Source organism: Actinomadura kijaniata (assembly GCF_014138665.1).
GTDB lineage: Bacteria > Actinomycetota > Actinomycetes > Streptosporangiales > Streptosporangiaceae > Spirillospora > Spirillospora kijaniata.
In genome coordinates this window covers 140,447-159,111 of sequence record NZ_JACJIA010000003.1, presented here as the reverse complement: position 1 = coordinate 159,111, position 18,665 = coordinate 140,447, and the positions used below count along the sequence as shown (strand labels likewise).

Annotated in this window: 15 protein-coding genes; 12 read left to right on the top strand and 3 right to left on the bottom strand. The window is 73.4% G+C overall.

Translation table 11 applies throughout. From position 1 onward, the window contains the following. The first annotated feature begins 5 nt into the window (after positions 1-5). The 11 genes from HNR61_RS12795 (at position 6) to HNR61_RS12745 (ending at position 14,323) form a co-directional block, all read left to right on the top strand. Positions 6-614 carry a precorrin-8X methylmutase gene (locus HNR61_RS12795; protein ID WP_312897881.1) on the top strand — a complete coding sequence of 203 codons (609 nt, stop codon included), beginning with the start codon at positions 6-8 and terminating at the stop codon, positions 612-614. Then, positions 611-1,633: an Rv2231c family histidinol phosphate aminotransferase CobC gene (gene cobC / locus HNR61_RS47615; RefSeq protein WP_182843360.1), complete on the top strand. Its 1,023-nt coding sequence runs from the start codon at positions 611-613 to the stop codon at positions 1,631-1,633. The genes HNR61_RS12795 and cobC overlap by 4 nt, the downstream gene beginning before the upstream one ends. Beyond that, complete coding sequence (cobT, locus tag HNR61_RS12785) at positions 1,617-3,356, top strand: nicotinate-nucleotide--dimethylbenzimidazole phosphoribosyltransferase (RefSeq protein WP_182843359.1); 1,740 nt, start codon at positions 1,617-1,619, stop codon at positions 3,354-3,356. The genes cobC and cobT overlap by 17 nt, the downstream gene beginning before the upstream one ends. 155 nt (positions 3,357-3,511) lie before the next feature. Next, positions 3,512-4,750 (top strand): uroporphyrinogen-III C-methyltransferase, encoded by a 1,239-nt coding sequence (gene cobA / locus HNR61_RS12780; protein ID WP_312897880.1) that lies wholly within the window; start codon positions 3,512-3,514, stop codon positions 4,748-4,750. Further along, on the top strand, positions 4,747-7,077 hold the full coding sequence (locus HNR61_RS49135; protein ID WP_312897879.1) for an AAA family ATPase: 2,331 nt from the start codon (positions 4,747-4,749) through the stop codon (positions 7,075-7,077). Before cobA ends, HNR61_RS49135 begins: the two co-directional genes overlap by 4 nt. Next, the gene (locus tag HNR61_RS12770) at positions 7,074-8,765 is read left to right on the top strand and encodes a GTPase family protein (RefSeq protein WP_246442649.1); all 1,692 of its coding nucleotides are present in this window, start codon (positions 7,074-7,076) and stop codon (positions 8,763-8,765) included. Before HNR61_RS49135 ends, HNR61_RS12770 begins: the two co-directional genes overlap by 4 nt. Positions 8,766-8,875: 110 nt before the next feature. Next, positions 8,876-9,313, top strand: a complete 438-nt coding sequence (locus tag HNR61_RS12765; protein ID WP_182843357.1) for a single-stranded DNA-binding protein — start codon at positions 8,876-8,878, stop codon at positions 9,311-9,313. 538 nt (positions 9,314-9,851) lie between these two features. Beyond that, on the top strand, positions 9,852-10,403 hold the full coding sequence (locus HNR61_RS12760) for an apolipoprotein A1/A4/E family protein (protein ID WP_182843356.1): 552 nt from the start codon (positions 9,852-9,854) through the stop codon (positions 10,401-10,403). 293 nt (positions 10,404-10,696) lie between these two features. Further along, positions 10,697-11,986, top strand: a complete 1,290-nt coding sequence (locus tag HNR61_RS12755; protein WP_182843355.1) for a sensor domain-containing diguanylate cyclase — start codon at positions 10,697-10,699, stop codon at positions 11,984-11,986. A gap of 108 nt (positions 11,987-12,094) precedes the next feature. After that, complete coding sequence (ettA, locus tag HNR61_RS12750) at positions 12,095-13,759, top strand: energy-dependent translational throttle protein EttA (protein ID WP_182843354.1); 1,665 nt, start codon at positions 12,095-12,097, stop codon at positions 13,757-13,759. Between the two features lie 126 nt (positions 13,760-13,885). Next, a complete protein-coding gene (locus HNR61_RS12745) occupies positions 13,886-14,323 on the top strand; it encodes an acyl-CoA thioesterase (protein ID WP_182843353.1) in 438 nt (145 codons plus the stop codon). Positions 14,324-14,326: 3 nt separating this feature from the next. On the opposite strand, the gene HNR61_RS12740 is transcribed toward HNR61_RS12745, so the two are convergent. Next, positions 14,327-14,935 carry a hypothetical protein gene (locus HNR61_RS12740; protein WP_182843352.1) on the bottom strand — a complete coding sequence of 203 codons (609 nt, stop codon included), beginning with the start codon at positions 14,933-14,935 and terminating at the stop codon, positions 14,327-14,329. Between the two features lie 164 nt (positions 14,936-15,099). Between HNR61_RS12740 and HNR61_RS12735 the strand changes: the two genes are divergently transcribed. Next, positions 15,100-16,506, top strand: coding sequence for a S28 family serine protease (locus HNR61_RS12735; RefSeq protein WP_182843351.1), 1,407 nt, complete (start codon positions 15,100-15,102; stop codon positions 16,504-16,506). Between the two features lie 116 nt (positions 16,507-16,622). Here HNR61_RS12735 and HNR61_RS12730 read toward each other — a convergent pair whose 3' ends face one another. Further along, a complete protein-coding gene (locus HNR61_RS12730) occupies positions 16,623-18,212 on the bottom strand; it encodes a glycoside hydrolase family 13 protein (protein ID WP_182843350.1) in 1,590 nt (529 codons plus the stop codon). A gap of 32 nt (positions 18,213-18,244) precedes the next feature. After that, positions 18,245-18,634, bottom strand: coding sequence for a globin (locus HNR61_RS12725; RefSeq protein WP_182843349.1), 390 nt, complete (start codon positions 18,632-18,634; stop codon positions 18,245-18,247). Positions 18,635-18,665: the final 31 nt, after the last annotated feature.

The following is an 18,665-nucleotide window of genomic DNA, read 5'->3' as shown; positions in this document are numbered from 1 at the left end:
AGACGGTGACCGAGGTCCACCAGGTCCGCCAGCCCCATCCCGTCGAGGTCCGGTCGTACGAGATCCTGCGGTCCCGCGTCGACCTGTCCCCGATGCCGCCGCTGTGGCGGGCGGTCGCCGAGCGCGTCATCCACGCCAGCGCCGACCTGGAGTACGCGGTGGACCTGGTCACCCGCGAGGAGGACCTGGAACGCGGCCTGGCCGCGCTGCGCGCCGGGGCCCCGATCGTCGCCGACGAGGGCATGGTCGCCGCCGGGATCACCGAACGCCCGGCGGTGTGCCAGCTCAACGAGCCCGCCGCCGCCCGCCTGGCCCGCGCCGCCGGGATCACCCGCGAGGCCGCCGCCGTCCGGCTGTCCTACGCCGAGGTCGGCCCCGGCGCGGTCTGGGTCGTCGGCTCGGCCCCCTCGGCGCTCCACGAGATCATCGAGCGGGACGTCCGGCCCGCCCTGGTCATCGGCCTGCCGGTCGGGTTCGTCGGCGCGGCCGAGGCCAAGAGGGCGCTGCGCGACAGCGGACTGCCGCAGGTCAGCAACGTCTCGGAGAAGGGCGGCTCGGCCGTCGCCGCCGCGGCCCTCAACGCGCTGCTCTACTTCGAGGGGGACCTCTCGTGACCGCCGACGAACCGGACCTGCGGCACCACGGGGACGCCGAGGTCGGCGACGGCCTGGTCGACTTCGCCGTCAACGTCCGCACCGGCACCCCGCCCGCCTGGCTCGCCGCCCGCCTCCGCGACGCGGTCGCCGACCTGGCCGCCTACCCCGACCCCGCGCGGGCCCGCCGCGCCGTGGCCCGCCGCCACGGCCGCGCCACCGAGGAGGTGCTGCTGACCGCCGGGGCCGCCGAGGCGTTCGTGCTGCTGGCGCGGGCCCTGCGGCCGGAGCGGGCCGTGGTGGTGCACCCGCAGTTCACCGAGCCGGAGGCCGCGCTGCGCGCCGCCGGGCACCCGGTGGAACGGGTCATCCTCGGCAAGGACTTCACCCTGGACCCCGCGCTGGTCCCCGCCGACGCCGACCTCGTCATGATCGGCAACCCGACCAACCCGACCTCGGTGCTGCACCCCGCCGCCATGATCGCCGCGCTGGCCCGGCCCGGCCGCACCGTCGTGGTGGACGAGGCGTTCATGGACTGCGTCCCCGGCGAGCCCGAGTCCCTGGCGAGCCGGCTGCCGTCCGGCGTCGTCGTGCTGCGCAGCCTCACCAAGACCTGGGGCCTGGCCGGGCTGCGGGCGGGCTACGTCCTGGCCGACCGGCACCTGGTCGCGCGGCTGGCCGGGACGCAGCCGCTGTGGGCGGTGTCCACCCCCGCCCTGGTGGCGGTCGAGGCGTGCTGCGCGCCCGAGGCCGTCGCCGAGGCCGACGCCTGGGCCGCCGAGATGGGCGCCGAACGCGACCGCCTCGCGGCCGAGCTGGCCACGCGCGGCCTGTACGTGGTGCCCGAGCCGCGCGCCTCGTTCCTGTGCCTGCGCGTCCCCGACGCCCTCGGCATCCGCGCCCTGCTGCGCGGACGCGGCTACGCCGTCCGCCGCGGCGACACCTTCCCCGGGCTCGGCCCGGACTGGCTGCGCGTCGCCGTGCGCGACCGGGAGACCAACGACCGGCTGCTGGAGGTGCTGGGTGAGCTGGGAATCTGAGGCCGTCCACGCGGACGCCGTCCAGCGGGTGATCGCGGAGCGCCGCGACATCCGCGACGGCTTCCGGCCCGACCCGGTGGACGACGCGACCCTCACCCGCGTCCTGGAGGCCGCCCACCGGGCCCCCTCGGTCGGCCTCACCCAGCCCTGGGACTTCGTGATCATCCGGGATCCGGGGCGCCGCGCCCGCGTCCACGCCCTCGCCGAACGCCAGCGCCGGATCTACGCCGCCTCGCTGGTCCCCTCCCGGGCGGCCCGCTTCGACGGCATGAAGATCGAGGCGATCCGCGAGGCCCCGGTCAACATCGCCGTCACCTGCGACCCCACCCGGGGCGGGCGCAACCCCCTGGGCCGCCACAGCCAGCCCCGGACCGCCCCCTACTCGGTGGCCTGCGCCGTCCAGAACCTCTGGCTCGCCGCCCGCGCCGAGAACCTCGGCGTCGGCTGGGTCAGCTTCTTCGACGAGCGCGAGCTGAACGCCGAACTCGGCCTCCCCGAGCACCTGGAGGTCGTCGCCTACCTGTGCGTGGGGCACGTGGAGGCGTTCCCGCCCGCCCCCCAGCTCGCGCTGAGCGGCTGGGCGCACCGCCGCCCGCTGTCGTGGGCGGTCCACAACGAGACCTACGGCCGACGCGGCCTGCCCGGGGAGGACACCGTGAACCTCGTCGACGAGACGATCGCCGCCATCCGTCCGCTGGACGAGGCCGCCATGCGCGACGCCCGCGACCTGCAGAACCGCCTGACCAAGCCGCCCGGCTCCCTCGGCGTGCTGGAGGAGGTCTCGGTCCGGCTCGCCGGGCTGGCGGGGCAGTGCCCGCCGCCGCTGCCCGAGCCCGCCGCCGTCGCGGTGTTCGCGGCCGACCACGGCGTGCACGCCCGGGGCGTCACCCCCTGGCCGCAGGAGGTGACCGCCCAGATGGTCGCCAACTTCCTGGCCGGGGGCGCGGTCGTCAACGCGTTCGCGCGGCAGGTCGGGGCCGAGGTCAGCGTCGTGGACGTCGGCGTGGCCGCCGACCTGGACCCCGCGCCCGGCCTGCTCCCGCGCAAGATCGCCAAGGGCACCGCCGACCTGACGCGGGGCCCGGCGATGACCGCCGACCAGGCCCGCCGCGCCGTCGAGACCGGCATCGAGGTCGCCCGCGACCTGGTGTCGGGCGGCGCGCGCTGCCTGCTCACCGGCGACATGGGCATCGCCAACACCACCGCGTCGGCGGCGTTGGTCGCGGCGTTCACCGGGCGGCCGGTGGCGGAGGTCACCGGGCGAGGCACCGGCATCGACGACGCCACCCACGCCCACAAGATCTCCGTGATCGCCGCCGCCCTGGACCTGCACCGCCCGGCCGGGCGCCCGCCCCTGGAGATCCTCGCCGCCGTGGGCGGGCTGGAGCACGCCGCGCTCGCCGGGTTCATCCTCGGGGCCGCCGCGCTGCGCGTGCCCGTCGTCCTCGACGGCGTGATCGCCGGAGCCGCCGCGCTGGTCGCCGCCGCCCTGTGCCCGGACGCCCTCGGCGCGTGCGTGGCGGGTCACCGTTCCGCCGAACCGGGACATTCCGCTACCGTGTCCCACCTGGGACTCCATCCTCTGGTGGACCTGGAACTGCGGCTCGGCGAGGGGACCGGCGCACTGCTGGCGCTGCCCCTGGTCCAAGGCGCGGTCCGGGTCCTCCACGAGGTCGCCACCTTCGACTCGGCCGGGGTGAGCGACAAACCGTCCCGGACGTAACAACGTGATCACGGGAGAAGTCACCGTCGGGTGTCAACTGGCCGGGGACCCTCTCCATGATCTGGCCCGGCCGAGTACCTTTGGTCCACAAAGGAACAAGTCCGTCACCCGCGTCCGGCGAGACCGCCGACCCTCAGCAACGAGAGAACACCGACGTGCCCCCGTACCTGCTCGGCCTGCGACTCGGCGGCCGACGCGTCCTCGTCGTCGGCGGAGGACGCGTGGCCCAGCGCCGCGTTCCGGCGCTGCTGGCCGCCGGAGCCGACGTCGTGCTGGTCTCGCCCGAGGTCACGCCCTCGCTCGACGACCTGATCAACGACGGACGCGTCACCTGGCACGCCCGCCCCTACCGGCCCGGCGACTGCGAAGGGGCCTGGCTCGTCCAGGCCGTCACCGATGACGGCAAGGTCAACGCCGCCGTCGTCGCCGAGGCCGAGGAGCGGCGCATCTGGTCGGTGCGCGCCGACGACGCCGACGCCTCCCCGGGCTGGACCCCCGCGTCCGGCCACGCCGGGGAGGCCACCGTCGGCGTGCTGGCGGGCGGCGACCCGCGCCGCGCGGCCGGCATCCGCGACGCGATCGTGGAGGGCCTGCGCGACGGGGCGCTGGAGTCCCGTCAGTCCCGCCGCAAGCCGGTCGGCGTCGCCCTGGTCGGCGGCGGCCCCGGCGACCCCGGCCTGATCACCGTGCGCGGACGCCAGCTGCTGGCCATGGCCGACGTCGTGGTCACCGACCGGCTCGCCCCCCGCGAGCTGCTCGACGAGCTGCCCCCCGACGTCGAGGTCATCGACGCCGCCAAGATCCCCTACGGGCGCACCGTCACCCAGGAGCGGATCAACGACTACCTGGTGGAACACGCCAAGCAGGGCAAGTTCGTGGTGCGGCTCAAGGGCGGCGACCCGTTCGTGTTCGGGCGCGGCGGCGAGGAGGCGATCCACTGCGCCCGGCACGGGATCCCGGTGACGGTCGTCCCCGGCATCACCAGCCCGGTCGCGGTGCCGTCCGCCGCGGGCATCCCGGTGACGCACCGGGGGGTCTCCCAGGAGTTCCACGTGGTCTCGGCGCACGTCGCCCCCGGCCACCCCGACTCCACGGTGGACTGGTCGGCGCTGGCCCGTTCCAACGGCACGCTGGTGCTGATGATGGCGGTGGAGCGCATGCCCCTCATCGCCGAGGCCCTCATACGCTATGGTCGGTCGTCCGACACGCCGGTCGCGGTGGTGCAGGACGGCACGCTCCCGGGCCAGCGGGCGCTGACGGCCACCCTGGGCACGGTGGCCGGCGCCATGACCGAGGCGGGCGTCCGGCCTCCGGCGATCGTGGTGGTGGGCGACGTGGTCACCGTGGCACGAGAGATCGACATGATTCGAGCGGACATGGGACGGGATCCGTGACACCCCCGGCAGAACGAAGCGCGCTGCACGACGAGACCGGCGGGACCGGTTCCGCCTCCGAGCGTTCCGAGGAGGGCGGGAACACGGCGGGCGCCTCCGCCGGGGTGCCGCTCCCGGAGCCTCGCGGCCGCCACGCCAAGGGCAGGCACGCCAAGCGCGAGACCCCGCCGAAGCCCGGGGACACGCCCGCGAAGGCCGAGGAACCCCCGGTGAAGGCCGGGGAACCGGCGGCCGGCGAGGCGACGCCGGACGACGCGGTCCCCGGCGACACGAAGGTCGCGGGCGCGGCCGGGGCGTCCGCCGACGCGCCCGGGAAGGGCTGGGAGGAGGCGGCGGCCGACGGCCCGGCCGAGGCCGACACGCCCGGCGAGCCCGCCGAGGTCGCCGAGGTCGCCGAGGCCGATGAGCCCGCCGGCGAGGAGGCGCCCCCCGGGCCCGGGAAGGGCGCCGAGCCGCCCGGCCTGGACGTCGCGGCCGCCGTCGACGCGCTGGCCACGTCCCCCGGGGCGAGCGCCGCCGTCGAGCCCGTCCCCGACACCGTGCCCGACGCCCCGGCCGTCGAGCCCGTACCGGAGACCGTTCCCGACATCGTGCCCGGCGCCCCGCCCGGCGCCCCGCCTGTCACCGGGGCCGGGACCGGCGCGGCGAAGATGACCCGCGGCGAGCTGGTCGCCGCGCTCACCTCGCTGCGCGAGCAGCTCGGGGCGTTCGAGTTCGTGCTGGACGTGCCCGGCGTCGAGGAGGCCCGCGAGGCCCGCGACGAGCTGCGCAACCAGCTCGCGGACTACGTGCTGCCGCGCGTCCAGGCCTCCGGCAAGCCCATGCTGGTGGTGCTCGGCGGCTCCACCGGCGCGGGCAAGTCCACGCTGGTCAACACGCTGGTCGGCGCGCGCGTGTCCGCCACCGGCGTGCTGCGGCCCACCACCTCCAGCCCCATCCTGGTGTGCCACCCCGACCACGTGGACTGGTTCATGGAGGGGCCGCTGCTGCCCGGCATGGGCCGCGTGCGCGGGCCCGCGCCCGACGCCATCGCCGGCGACCAGCTGGTGGTCATCGCCAGCGAGGCGCTGCCGCCCGGCCTGGCGCTGCTGGACAGCCCCGACTTCGACTCGGTCTTCGAGGACCACTACGAGTTCGCGACCAAGCTGATGGCGGCGGCCGACCTGTGGCTGTGCGTCACCACCGCCGCCCGGTACGCCGACGCGCAGGTCTGGCAGATGCTCCGGCGGGCCAAGGAGAACGGCGCCACCATCGGCGTGGTGCTGTCGCGCGTCCCCGACGGCGCCGGCCAGGAGGTCGTCGAGCACTTCGGCGAGATGCTGACCGAGAACGGCGTCGGCGACGCGCACCGCTTCACCGTGCCCGAGACCCGCATCGAGGACAGCCGCCTGCCCGAGGAGGCCGTCGCCGATATCCGGTCCTGGCTGGTGGGGGTCGCCGAGAACGGCGACGGCCGCGAGGTCGTGATCGGCGACACCCTGGCCGGGGTGCTCGACAGCTTCCGCACCCGCGTCCCCGAGCTGGCCAAGCAGGTCGAGGTGCAGGTCGAGCAGCGCGCCGAACTCGCCCAGCGGGTCGAGTCGGCCTACGCGACCGCGCTGGCCGAGCTGGACGAGGCCACCCGCAACGGCTCGCTGCTGCGCGGCGAGGTGCTGGCCCGCTGGCAGGACTTCGCCGGGACCGGCGACCTGCTGCGCTCCCTGCACGCGCGCCGCCGCCGGGGCCGGGGCTCGGCGCGGCGGCACCGCAGCCCCGCCCGCGTCCGCGCGCTGAAGGCGGCGCTGCGCGGCGGCCTCGAATCGCTGATCATGTCGTCGGCCGAGCACGCCGCCGAGCAGGTCCTGACCGGCTGGCGCGAGCACCCGGCGGGCGAGCGGGTCCTCGGCGGGCCCGCCCCGCTGGAGGGCGTCTCGCCGGAGCTGTCGCGCCGCGTCACCCGCGCCGTCAGCTCCTGGCAGGACCACGTCCAGGAACTCGTCCGCACCGAGGGCGTCACCAAGCGCTCGGTCGCCAAGCTGGTGTCGTTCGACCCCGAGGCGTTGTCGCTGGTGCTGATGGTCGGCCTGCTCGGCTACGGCACCACCGACGTCAAGGTGGAGGGCGGCACCAGCGCGCTGCCGCAGCGGCTGCTGAAGGCGCTGTTCGGCGCCGAGTCGCTGCGCGGCATGGGCGCCAAGGCCCGCGCCGACCTGCGCAGCCGCATCGGGATGCTGTTCGACGAGGAGGCCATCCGGTTCGGGCAGGCGCTCGACGCGGCCGGCATCCCCGACCAGACCGTTCCCGTCTCGCTGTACCAGGCCACCTACAACCTTGAGGTCGCCCGATGACCACCCAGGTCAACGATTCGCCCGCGAATCCCCCGGCCCCGGACGTCCCGGTGGCGCCCGTCCCCGCCCCGGTGCCCGAGCCGCCCGGCCTGCCCGACCGCCTCGCGGCCCTGGACCGCGTCGTCCGGGCCGCGACCGGACGGCTCGACCAGCGGCTCCTCGACGACGCCGAGGCCCTGCTGGACCGGGCCGGGCAGCGCCTGCGGCTGTCGGCCGAGCACACCGTCGTCGCGCTCGCGGGCGGCACCGGCAGCGGCAAGTCGTCCCTGTTCAACGCCGTCTGCGGGCTGGAGCTGTCGCCCACCGGCCTGCGCCGCCCGATGACCTCCAAGGCGCACGCCTGCGTGTGGGGCCTGGACGGCGCCGGGCCGCTGCTCGACTGGCTCGACGTGGACAAGCGCCACCGCTACGCCCGCGCCAGCGCCCTGGACGTCGCCCGCTCGGACTCCTCGTTGCAGGGCCTGGTGCTGCTGGACCTGCCCGACCACGACTCCATCCAGGCGATGCACCGCGCCGAGGTGGACCGGTTCATCGGCGTCGCGGACCTGCTGGTGTGGGTGGTGGACCCGCAGAAGTACGCCGACGCGGCGCTGCACCGCAACTACATCGTGCCGTTCGCCCGGTACGCGTCGGTCACGCTGATCGTGCTGAACCAGATCGACCGCCTGGAGGCCGCCGAGGTCGACGAGTGCGTCGCCGACCTGCGCCGCCTGCTGGAGGCCGAGGGCCTGCGCAATCCGAACATCATCACGACGTCGGCGGTGACGTCCGACGGGGTGGCCGGGTTCCGCGAGGTGCTGGTGGACACCGTCGCCGCCCGCCGCGCCCGCAACGAGCGCCTGGCCACCGACGTGACGGGCCTGGCCGACCGGTTCGCCGAGTACCGGGGCGCGGCCGAGCCGCCCGCGGGCGTGGACGAGGCGCACCGCGAGGAGCTGATCCAGAACCTCACCTCCGCCGCCGGGGCGCCCGCCGTCGCCGAGACGATGGAGAGCGCCTACGAGCTGCGCGCCGCCGACTTCGTGGGCTGGCCGGCGGCGGCCCTGGTCGACCGGCTGCGCCGCGACCCGCTGCGCCGGATGAAGCTGTCGGAGCTGCGCGAGGAGCTGCGGGGGGCGTTCACCGGCCCCGTCGGCGCGCAGCAGGGCGACGTGGACGCGGCCCTGGCCGCCGCCACCGACGGCGTCACCGCCGGCCTGCCCGCGCCGTGGGCCCGCGCGGTCCGCGCCGCCGCCCGCTCCCACGCGCACGAGCTGCCCGAGGACCTGGGGGAGGCGCTGAAGGACGCGCTGCCCGCGTTCAACCAGGTGCCGCGCTGGTGGTGGCTGGTGAAGACCTGGCAGTACTTCCTGACGCTGACCAGCGTGCTGGGCGTGGTGTGGATCGGCCTGCTGATCGCCTACGGGGTGCTCGGCCTCGGCGACATGGACGGCCTGCTCGGCGAGGCGGGCCTGATCCCGTACGTGGCGGTCCTGGTGGTCTGCACGCTGGGGATGGGCTGGCTCACCTCCTCCGCCTGCCGCAACCTGGTCGCCCTGTCGTCGGCCCGGCACGGCGACCGGATGGAGCGCGACATGCGCGACCGCATCGGCGGCGTCGCCGAGGAGAAGGTGCTGCGCCCGGTGGCCGCCGAGCTGGCGGCGTACGCGGCGTTCCGGAACGACGTGGACGCGGTCCGCAGCGCCTGACCGGAGGTTGTCCACAACCTGGGGACGGCCCTTCCGCCGCCGCCCTCCCGTCCTGCACCGTGGATGCCGGGCCCGGAGACTCCGGGCCCGGCATCACCCGTGGAGGACCCGTGAACGAGGCCCTGATCACCGTCACCGGCTGGGTGGCCGACGACCCCCGCCACGGCACGACCGCCTCGGGCACGCCGTACCTGGCGTTACGGGTCGGCTGCACGCCCCGCCGCTACGACCGCCGCACGGCCCAGTGGCACGACGAGCCGTCCCTGTTCCTGACGGTCAACTGCTGGCGGGCCCTGGCCGACAACGTCCGCGCCTCCCGGTTCCGCCGGGGCCATCCGGTCGTGGTGACCGGCCGCCTGCGCATCCGCCAGTACGAACGCGACGGCCAGTGGCGCTTCTCCGCCGAGGTGGAGGCCCTGACGGTGGGCCACGACCTGAGCCGGGGAGCGGCGACGTTCCACCCGCCCGATCGGGCCGCCCCCGACCACCACGAGCCCCGAGAAACCGCTCCCACGACATCGACCCCCGAGGAGACCACCACGCCCTGACCCCGCCCGAACCACGCAGAGCCGCCCGCCCCGACCCGCCTGACGTCCCACCCGCGCCAACGGGTGAGAAGTGCGGGTGCGGGGCGAGCACGTCGCGTGCGTGCAGGTGCGCCTGTCCCCGCTGGTCGCGGGCGCCGTGCTGGGCGCCTCCCCGGCGGAGCCGGAGCACGCCGTCGTCACCCTCGACGTGTGGGGTCGGGACGCGGAGCGGATCGGGCGGCGGCTCGCCGACGCGCCGTCGTGGCGGGACCGGTTCGCGATCACGGAGGTCTCGCTCGCCCGCCGGACCGTCCCCGCGACGGGCCCGGGGGCGTCGCCCGGGAGCGATAGGGATCGGGGACTTGCTGTGTGGTCGCGGCGTTTGCTGGGAATGGGTGGAAGTCCTGGAGTTCCGGGCTCAAGGGGTGAACGCGACAGGGGGAAGGGGGACGTCGCTTCCCAACCGGCTATGCGGAGAGTAAAAGTTGATGTACGCTCGGTAATTATGAATCAAGGCTGGGTTGCCATCACGCTCTTCTCGGCCGCGATCCTCGTGACCGTGACCTTCGCCGTTCGGATGATCAAGGCGGAGGTGGCGGGACTGTGCGGGGAGACGGCCGCCTCGGTGGAGGGGCTGCGCGCGGGGACGGGCGCCGCCTGCGAGGGGCTGCGGGCCGAGATGAGGGCCGGGCTCGGCGGGCTGCGGGCCGAGCTGCACGCCGGCACCGACGGGTTGCGCCGGGAGATGCAGGCCGAGGCCGAGGGGCAGCGCAGGGAGACGCAGGGGCATGTGGACCGGTTGCGCGGGCAGGTGCGGGCGGACGTGGCGGCGCTGCGAGGGCATGTCCAGGGCGCCACCGAGGTGCTGCGGGAGCAGATCGGCGTCAACGCCCAGGCCCACCGCGAGCAGGTCCAGTCCTCGTCGGAGTGGCTGCGCGGCCGGGTCGACGACACCGCCGAGTCGCTGCGCGCCGAGATGTGCGGACGGCTGGACGCCCTGCGGGACGAGATCACCGCGCGGCTCGCGGAGATCGGGGAACGGGCGGAGACCCTTGACCGGGAGGGCTCGGCGCCGTCCATCAGGGTGATGGAGCGACCCTCGCGATCCTGATCCGCCCGATGTGCGCGAACCTCGCGTGTCGGATCGCCGGGTGCGGGATCCTCGGAGGACGGGACGGAGGCGGGCCGACACTCCGTGCCGTCGGGGTTGCGGCCGCTTTCCGATCAGATCCAGGAAACGCCCATGATCTCTCCCCCTCCGGAAGCGTCGCGGGCCGCGGCCTCCCGCGGGCCCCGCGACGGGCGGCCGTCCGGCCGCCCGCGTAATCGAAGGTACCGTTTTCCAACGCGTTCCGCACACGTTGCAACTATCGTGTTACACAACGTGAGCCGTAGGGGGGAAGGATGACGGCAGTGCAGTCGTCCGCCGAGGATCGTGGCGGTGAGCTGGCCCCGAAGCCCGGCCGGGGGGCGGTTGCGGGCCGCCCGCCCTTCCTGGCCGTGTACGTGCCCGCCGTCGTCGGCCTGCACCTGGTGCTGACCGTCGTCGCCCTGCTCGGCACCGCGTTCCGGCCGGAAGATCTACTGACGTTTGCCGCGCTGTTGGCGTGCGGCGCGGTCTGCATCGAGGCGACGCGCCGGCTCGGCATGCCCGCCGGGGTGGCGCGCGACCTGCTGTCGGCGTGGTGGCTGCCCGCCGCGCTGCTGCTGCCCCCGCTGTACGCGCTGCTGACGCCGATCCCGTTGCAGATCCTGCTCCAGTTCCGGGTGCGCCGCACGCTGCCGCACCGGCGGATCCTGGTGACCTCGGCGCTGGGCCTGGCCGGGGCCGCGGCGTCGGTGGTGTTCCACCGGGCGGTGCCCGCTCCGCTGGCCGGCACCCCCGACTGGGTGGTCCAGGGTTACCCCGGCATCCCCGTGGCGATCGGCTGCGCCGCGCTGTTCGCGGTGGTCAACACGCTGCTGGTGGCCGTCGCCGCGCACGCCGCCGAGCCCGAGAGCCGCTGGCGCGACGTCCTGTGGAACCGCGAGAGCCTGCTGCTGGACGTCGTCGAGCTGTGCGTCGGGGTCCTGGTGGCCGTCACCAGCACCCTGTCGCTGGGCATGCTGCTGCTGGCGCTGCCCCCGGTGATGCTGCTGCAACGCAGCCTGATGCACCAGCAGCTCCAGGCCGCCGCCCGCACCGACGCCAAGACCGGCCTGCTGAACGCCGCCGCCTGGCAGCGCGAGGCCGACACCGAGCTGTCCCGCTCGGTGCGCACCCACGACCCGCTGGCCCTGCTGCTGATCGACATCGACCACTTCAAGAAGGTCAACGACACCCACGGCCACCTGGTCGGCGACCAGGTCCTGGTCGGCGTCGCCAGCACCCTGTGCGGCCAGCTCCGCGACTACGACGTGGTGGGCCGCTTCGGCGGCGAGGAGTTCGTGGTGCTGCTGCCCGGCGCCGACACCGTCGAGGCGTGCCGGGTCGCCGAACGCCTGCGCGGCCGCGTCCGCCGCCTGGCCGTCCCCACCGACGACGGCACCGTCACCGTGACGATCTCCGTCGGGGTCTCGCTGTTCCGGATGCACGGCGAGGACCTGATCGAGCTGCTGGCGGCGGCCGACCTGGCGCTGTACCGGGCCAAGCAGTCCGGCCGCGACCGCGTCTGCCTCCCGGCGGTCGACGGTTCCAGGGAACCCGAGGCCTGATCGCCGCCCCCCGCCCCACCGGCCCGTCCGCCCCGTGCCCGCCGGAATGCCGGCGGGCCTGACGACGTTGCAACGAACGGTGTTGAAAACCCTCTAGGCTTGGGAACCATGGCCGACTACATCTTCACTTTCCAGCGTGTGCGCAAGGCGCACGGTGACAAGGTCATCCTTGACGACGTCACCATGAGCTTCCTGCCCGGCGCCAAGATCGGTGTGCTGGGGCCGAACGGCATGGGCAAGTCCACGCTGCTGCGGATGATGGCCGGCCTGGAGCAGCCCTCCAACGGCGAGGCCCGCCTGATGCCCGGCTACACCGTGGGCATGCTGCAGCAGGAGCCCCCGTTGAACGAGGACAAGACCGTCCTCGGCAACGTCGAGGAGGGCGTCGCCGAGACCAAGGCGATGCTCGACCGGTTCAACGAGATCGCCGAGAAGATGGCGACCGACTACTCCGACGAGCTGATGGACGAGATGGGCAAGCTCCAGGAGCAGCTCGACCATCGCAACGCCTGGGACCTGGACTCCCAGCTCGAGCAGGCCATGGACGCGCTGCGCTGCCCGCCCGGCGACCTTCCGGTGAAGAACCTGTCCGGTGGTGAGCGCCGCCGCGTCGCGCTGTGCAAGCTGCTGCTGGAGCACCCTGACCTGCTGCTGCTGGACGAGCCCACCAACCACCTGGACGCCGAGTCCGTGCAGTGGCTGGAGCAGTTCCTGGAGAAGTACGAGGGCACCGTCCTCGCGGTCACCCACGACCGGTACTTCCTGGACAACGTCGCGGGCTGGATCTGCGAGGTCGACCGCGGCCGCCTGTTCCCCTACGAGGGCAACTACTCCACCTACCTGGAGAAGAAGGCCGAGCGCCTGAAGGTCGAGGGCAACAAGGACGCCAAGCGCAAGAAGCGCCTCCAGGAGGAACTGGAGTGGGTCCGGTCCAACCCGAAGGCCCGCCAGACCAAGTCCAAGGCCCGTCTCCAGCGCTACGAGGAGATGGCGTCCGAGGCGGCCAAGACCCGCAAGCTGGACTTCGAGGAGATCCAGATCCCGCCGGGCCCGCGCCTGGGCAACACGGTGATCGTCGCCGACGACCTGACCAAGGCGTTCGGCGACCGGGTCCTGATGGAGAACCTGTCGTTCAACCTGCCGCCGAACGGCATCGTCGGCATCATCGGCCCGAACGGCGTCGGCAAGTCCACCCTCTTCCGCATGATCGTGGGCGAGGAGGAGCCGACCGGCGGCGCGGTCAAGCTGGGCGACACCGTCCAGATCTCCTACGTGGACCAGAGCCGCGGCGGCATCGACCCGAACAAGAACGTCTGGCAGGTCGTCTCCGACGGCCTGGACCACATCAAGGTCGGCCAGGTCGAGATGCCCTCGCGCGCCTACGTGGCCGCGTTCGGCTTCAAGGGCCCCGACCAGCAGAAGCCCGCCGGCGTGCTGTCGGGCGGTGAGCGCAACCGCCTGAACCTCGCGCTCACCCTCAAGCAGGGCGGCAACGTGCTGCTGCTGGACGAGCCCACCAACGACCTGGACACCGAGACCCTGTCCAGCCTGGAGAACGCGCTGCTGGAGTTCCCCGGCTGCGCCGTGATCACCTCGCACGACCGGTGGTTCCTCGACCGCATCGCCACCCACATCCTGGCGTGGGAAGAGGGCTCGAACTGGTTCTGGTTCGAGGGCAACTTCGCCGACTACGAGAAGAACAAGGTCGAGCGGCTGGGCGCCGACGCCGCCCGCCCGCACCGCGTCACCCACCGCCGCCTGACCCGCGACTGATCACCGCGGGACGGAACGCACGGCCGGAGCGCCGCACCCCACGCCGGGTGCGGCGCTCCGCCGCGTTCTCCGCCGGGTACCATCGGGCCCGACCAGGAGCGACGTCACCGACCCCCAGGCGAGGACATGCAGCGCAGCGAGGTGCCCCCGGCCGAGTTCCGGCATGTGTACGAGTTCAAGATCCGGTTCGGTGACATCGACTCCCAGGGGCACGTGAACAACGTGAAGTTCCTCGGCTACCTGGAGGACGCCCGGCTGGAGATGTTCCACGGCGACCCGGTGCGCAAGGGCGAGGAGCCGGTGCGCGGCATGGTGATCTCGCGGCACGAGATCGACTACCGGACGCCGCTGCTGCCGACCGTGTGGCCGATCCGGGTGGAGACATGGGTGACCGAGGCCCGCGCGGCCTCGTGCAGGCTGGCCTACCGCGTGTGCGACGACGACCACGTCTACGCGGAGGCGGCCTCGACGATCGTGGCGTTCGACGTGGAGGGCAACCGGCTGCGCCGGTTCACCCCCTACGAACGCGAGTTCATCGGCCGCTACCTGCCCCCGGCGGACTGACGCTCAGGGGGAGTACAGCCAGGGGTCGCGCAGGTCGAGGTAGGTGAGGCCGCCCTCGTAGAAGCGCGTCAGCGCCTCGATCTCCGCCTGCGCCTCCGGCGGCGGTGTCCGGCCCTCGCCCTCGCGGGCCTCCTTCTCGGAGGCGAAGTAGACGACCTCGGTCAGGCCGCCGTCGCCGTGCGGGCACATCAGCCCGCCGATCACGTCCGGCCTCAGCGCGCGCAGCCGCGGGACGGCCCGCTCCCGCATGCGGGCGACCAGCCCGTCGAAGTCGCGGACCCGGCTCTGGATCACCTGGACGAACCCGGCCCCGTCGGACCCGCCGTCCAGCCACGTCTCGGCGCGCTCGCAGTCGTGGAAGACCGGCTCACCGTCGAACAGCCGGGAGACCTCCTCCCACCAGCGGCCCTGCTCGGGCCGGTCGCTGTTGCGGCGGGCGTCCTCCGGAGTGGCGAACCGGGCGAGGTTGAACAGCGACCCGTCCTCGGTGACCCCGGCGGTCGCGCCGAGCCAGCCGGACGCGCCCGGGGCCAGCTCGGCGACCCAGCGGTCGATCGCGGCGCGCAGCGCCGCCGCGTCGGTGATCCGGCCCTGAATGATCTGAACGAACATCACGCCCCCCTCGCGTGTGTTCTCGACGCTACGCCTGGTCACGGAGGGCTGACAACCGGGCCGTCACGGGTGCATAACAAGCGCGACATGAATCCGTTTTGGCCGCGATTTTCCCTTTATGGTGCCCCTGCTGATTCACGATCTCCCCACGTGAAAGGGGCGCCATGCCGCGCTTCTCACAAGGAACGGCCGCCCTGCTGCTGGCCGCCGGGCTGGCGGGCGGTGCCCTCACCGCCGTTCCCGCCCAGGCGACTCCGGCCGACATCACGGCCCAGCTCAAGGCGATCCCCGGAATGAAGGTGGAGGAGAAACCCTCCACCCTTCCCGGCTACCGCTGGTTCTGGCTGACCTACAAGCAGCCGGTGGACCACCGCAAGCCCAAGGGCCAGTGGTTCGAGCAGCGGGTCATGCTCCAGCACAAGGACGCGGGCAAGCCGATGGTGCTGTACACCAGCGGCTACCACACCCCCGAGGTGATGTTCCGGTCCGAGCCGACCACGCTGCTGGACGCCAACCAGGTCTCGGTCGAGTACCGCTACTTCACCCCGTCCCGCCCGGTCCCCACCGACTGGACCAAGGACACCATCTGGCAGGCCGCCACCGACGAGCACCGCCTGATCACGCGGCTCAAGAAGATCTACGGCAAGAAGTGGATCTCCACCGGTGCGAGCAAGGGCGGCATGACCGCCGTCTACCACAAGCGCTTCTACCCGCGCGACGTGGACGGCACCGTCGCCTACGTGGCCCCCAACAACGTCAACGACCGCGAGGACAGCGCCTACGACCGCTTCTTCGCCACCGTCGGCACCGACCCGCAGTGCCGCGCCCAGCTCAAGAGCGTGGCCCGCGAGCTCCTCAAGCGCCGCCCGGCGATGCTGAAGCGCTTCAAGGCCGACGCCGCCAAGAACGGCTGGACGTTCGAGTACCTGCGGACCATGGACCGGGCGTTCGAGAACTCGGTCATGGACTACGAGTGGGGCTTCTGGCAGTACCACCTGCAGTCGGACTGCAAGATCGTGCCATCGCCCAAGGCCGACGACGACACCCTCTACAAGAGCCTCGACGCCATCGCGGGCCTGTCGTTCTACACCGACCAGGGCCTGGACCCGTACCTGCCGTACTACTACCAGGCGGGCTACCAGCTCGGCGCTCCGAACCCCAAGTTCAAGCACCTGCGCCCCTACCTGCGGTACGAGCACACCTACAACAACGCCCGCGCCTACCTGCCGCGCTCGATCAAGGTGCGCTGGGACGGCGGCAAGGCGATGCGCGACATCGACTCCTGGGTCCGCAACCACGGCCGCCAGCTCATGTTCGTCTACGGCGGCAACGACCCGTGGAAGGCCGAGCCGTTCCGGCTGGGCCGGGGCAGCCGTGACTCCTACGTCTACACCTCCCCGGGCCAGAACCACAGCGGCCGCCTGATCGGCACGCTGCCGGACGCGCAGCGCGCCAAGGCCACCGCGGACCTGCTGCGCTGGGCGGCCGTCCAGCCGGGCGTCCGTTCCGCCTCGGTCCTGGACCAGGCCGACGACCCCCTGAAGCTGGAAGGCCGTCGCCCCCCGCTGTAAGCAGTCCCGTGTGGGGGGCGACCCCCCACACCCCCCGCTCCGGTGGTTTCGGCTGGAACGGCGCGCGGCACCCGTCCCTCGTGGGGACGGGTGCCGCGTGCGTTTCGGCGTGTACCTCAGGTGGTCAGCCAGGCGGCGGCGTTGCCGGGGAGCAGGTCGCCGTAGAGCGGGATCGTGGTCAGGACCGGCCGGCCCTCGGGCAGGCGGACCGGGTTCTCGTCGAAGTTGACCACGCAGACCAGCCGGTCGCGCCGGAAGGCCAGCGTCGTCTCGGTGACCTCGGTCCACTCCAGCGTCCCGGGCAGGCCCGGGGTGAGCTCGCGCCGCAGCCGCAGGGCCTCCCGGTAGAACGACAGCATCGACCCCGGGTCCTGCCGCTGCGCCTCGACCGTCAGGGACGCCCAGCCCTCCGGCATCGGCAGCCAGGGGCGCGTCCCCTCCGGCCCGAAGCCGTAGGGGGAGGTCCGGTCCGACCAGGGGATCGGCACGCGGCAGCCGTCGCGGCCCTTCTCCACCCCGCCCGTGCGCAGGAAGACGGGGTCCTGGCGGGCGTCGTCGGGCACGTCGGCCTGCGGGAGCCCCAGCTCCTCGCCCTGGTACAGGTAGGCCGAGCCCGGCAGGGCCAGCAGGAACAGCAGCGCCGCCCGCGCCCGCGCGTACCCGATCCCCGGAACGCCGCCGCGCTGCTCGTACCGGGTCAGGTGCCGCACCGCGTCGTGGCTGGACAGCACCCAGGTCGGCGCCGAGCCCGTCGGCTCGATCTCGCGCAGCGCCGCCGTCACCACCTTGTGGAACGCCGGGGCCGACCACGGCGCGAGCTGGAGGTCGAACTGGAACACCTGGTGCAGCTCGTCCGGCCGCAGGTAGCGGGCCAGCTCGGCGGCGCTGTCGGTCCACACCTCGCCGATCGCCATCCGCTCGCCGGGGTAGGCGTCCAGGACGCGCCGCCAGTCCCGGTACACCTCGTGCACCTCCGGACGGCTGTAGATGGGGCCGTCCACCACATGGCGGCGGCGTTCGCCCAGGTCGGCGAGGTTGGCGTCCTTGAACAGGCCCGCCGCCACATCGATGCGGAACCCGTCCACGCCCCGGTCCAGCCAGAACCGCAGGATGGTCTCGAACTCGGCGCGGACCTCGGGGTTGCGCCAGTTGAGGTCGGGCTGCTCGGGCGCGTACAGGTGCAGGTACCACTCGCTCGCGTCGTCGGAGGGGTCCAGCCGGGTCCAGGCGGGGCCGCCGAACGTCGAGGGCCAGTCGTTGGGCGGGGAGCCGTCGGGTTTGCCGGGGCGGAAGATGTACCGGTCGCGGGCGGGGGAGCCGGGCGGGGACTTCGCCGCCTCCCGGAACCAGGGGTGCCGGTCGGAGGTGTGGTTGGGCACGATGTCGACGATCACCCGCAGCCCGTGGTCGTGGGCGGCGGAGACCAGGTCGTCGAAGTCGCGCAGCGAGCCGAACCGGGGATCGACGTCCCGGTAGTCGGCGACGTCATAGCCGCCGTCGGCCAGCGGCGAGACGTAGAACGGGGTGAGCCACAGCGCGTCCACGCCCAGGTCGCGCAGGTGGCCCAGCCGGGAGCGGACACCCGCCAGATCGCCGTCGCCGTCCCCGTCGGAGTCGGCGAAGCTGCGGACGTAGACCTCGTAGACGACGGCGTTCCGCCACCAGGGAACGCCGTCGCCCGGAACGTTCCGGGGGGATGGTGTCATACCCGGCGATCTACCCCGTCGCGGGGGCGGGGTCACCCGTTGATGGGCGCGTTCATCATGCTGTTGGCGGCCATGATGAAGTAGTCCCACATCATGCGGTCGAGCTGCTCGGGCAGCGCCAGCTCGTCCATGGCGTCCCGCATGTGCCGCAGCCACGCGTCCCGCTCGGCCTCGCCGATCACGAACGGGTTGTGCCGCATCCGCAGCCGGGGGTGGCCGCGCTGCTGGCTGTAGGTGTTGGGCCCGCCCCAGTACTGGATGAGGAACAGCCGCAGCCGGTCCTCGGCCGGGCCGAGCTCCTCTTCCGGGTAGAGCGGGCGGAGCAGGGGGTCGTCCGCGACGCCCTGGTAGAAGCGGTGGACCAGGCGACGGAAGGTCTCCTCGCCGCCGACCGCCTCGTAAAAGGTGACCTGTTGCGTCATAACGATCTCCAGCCTACGCGAGCGGTCGCTT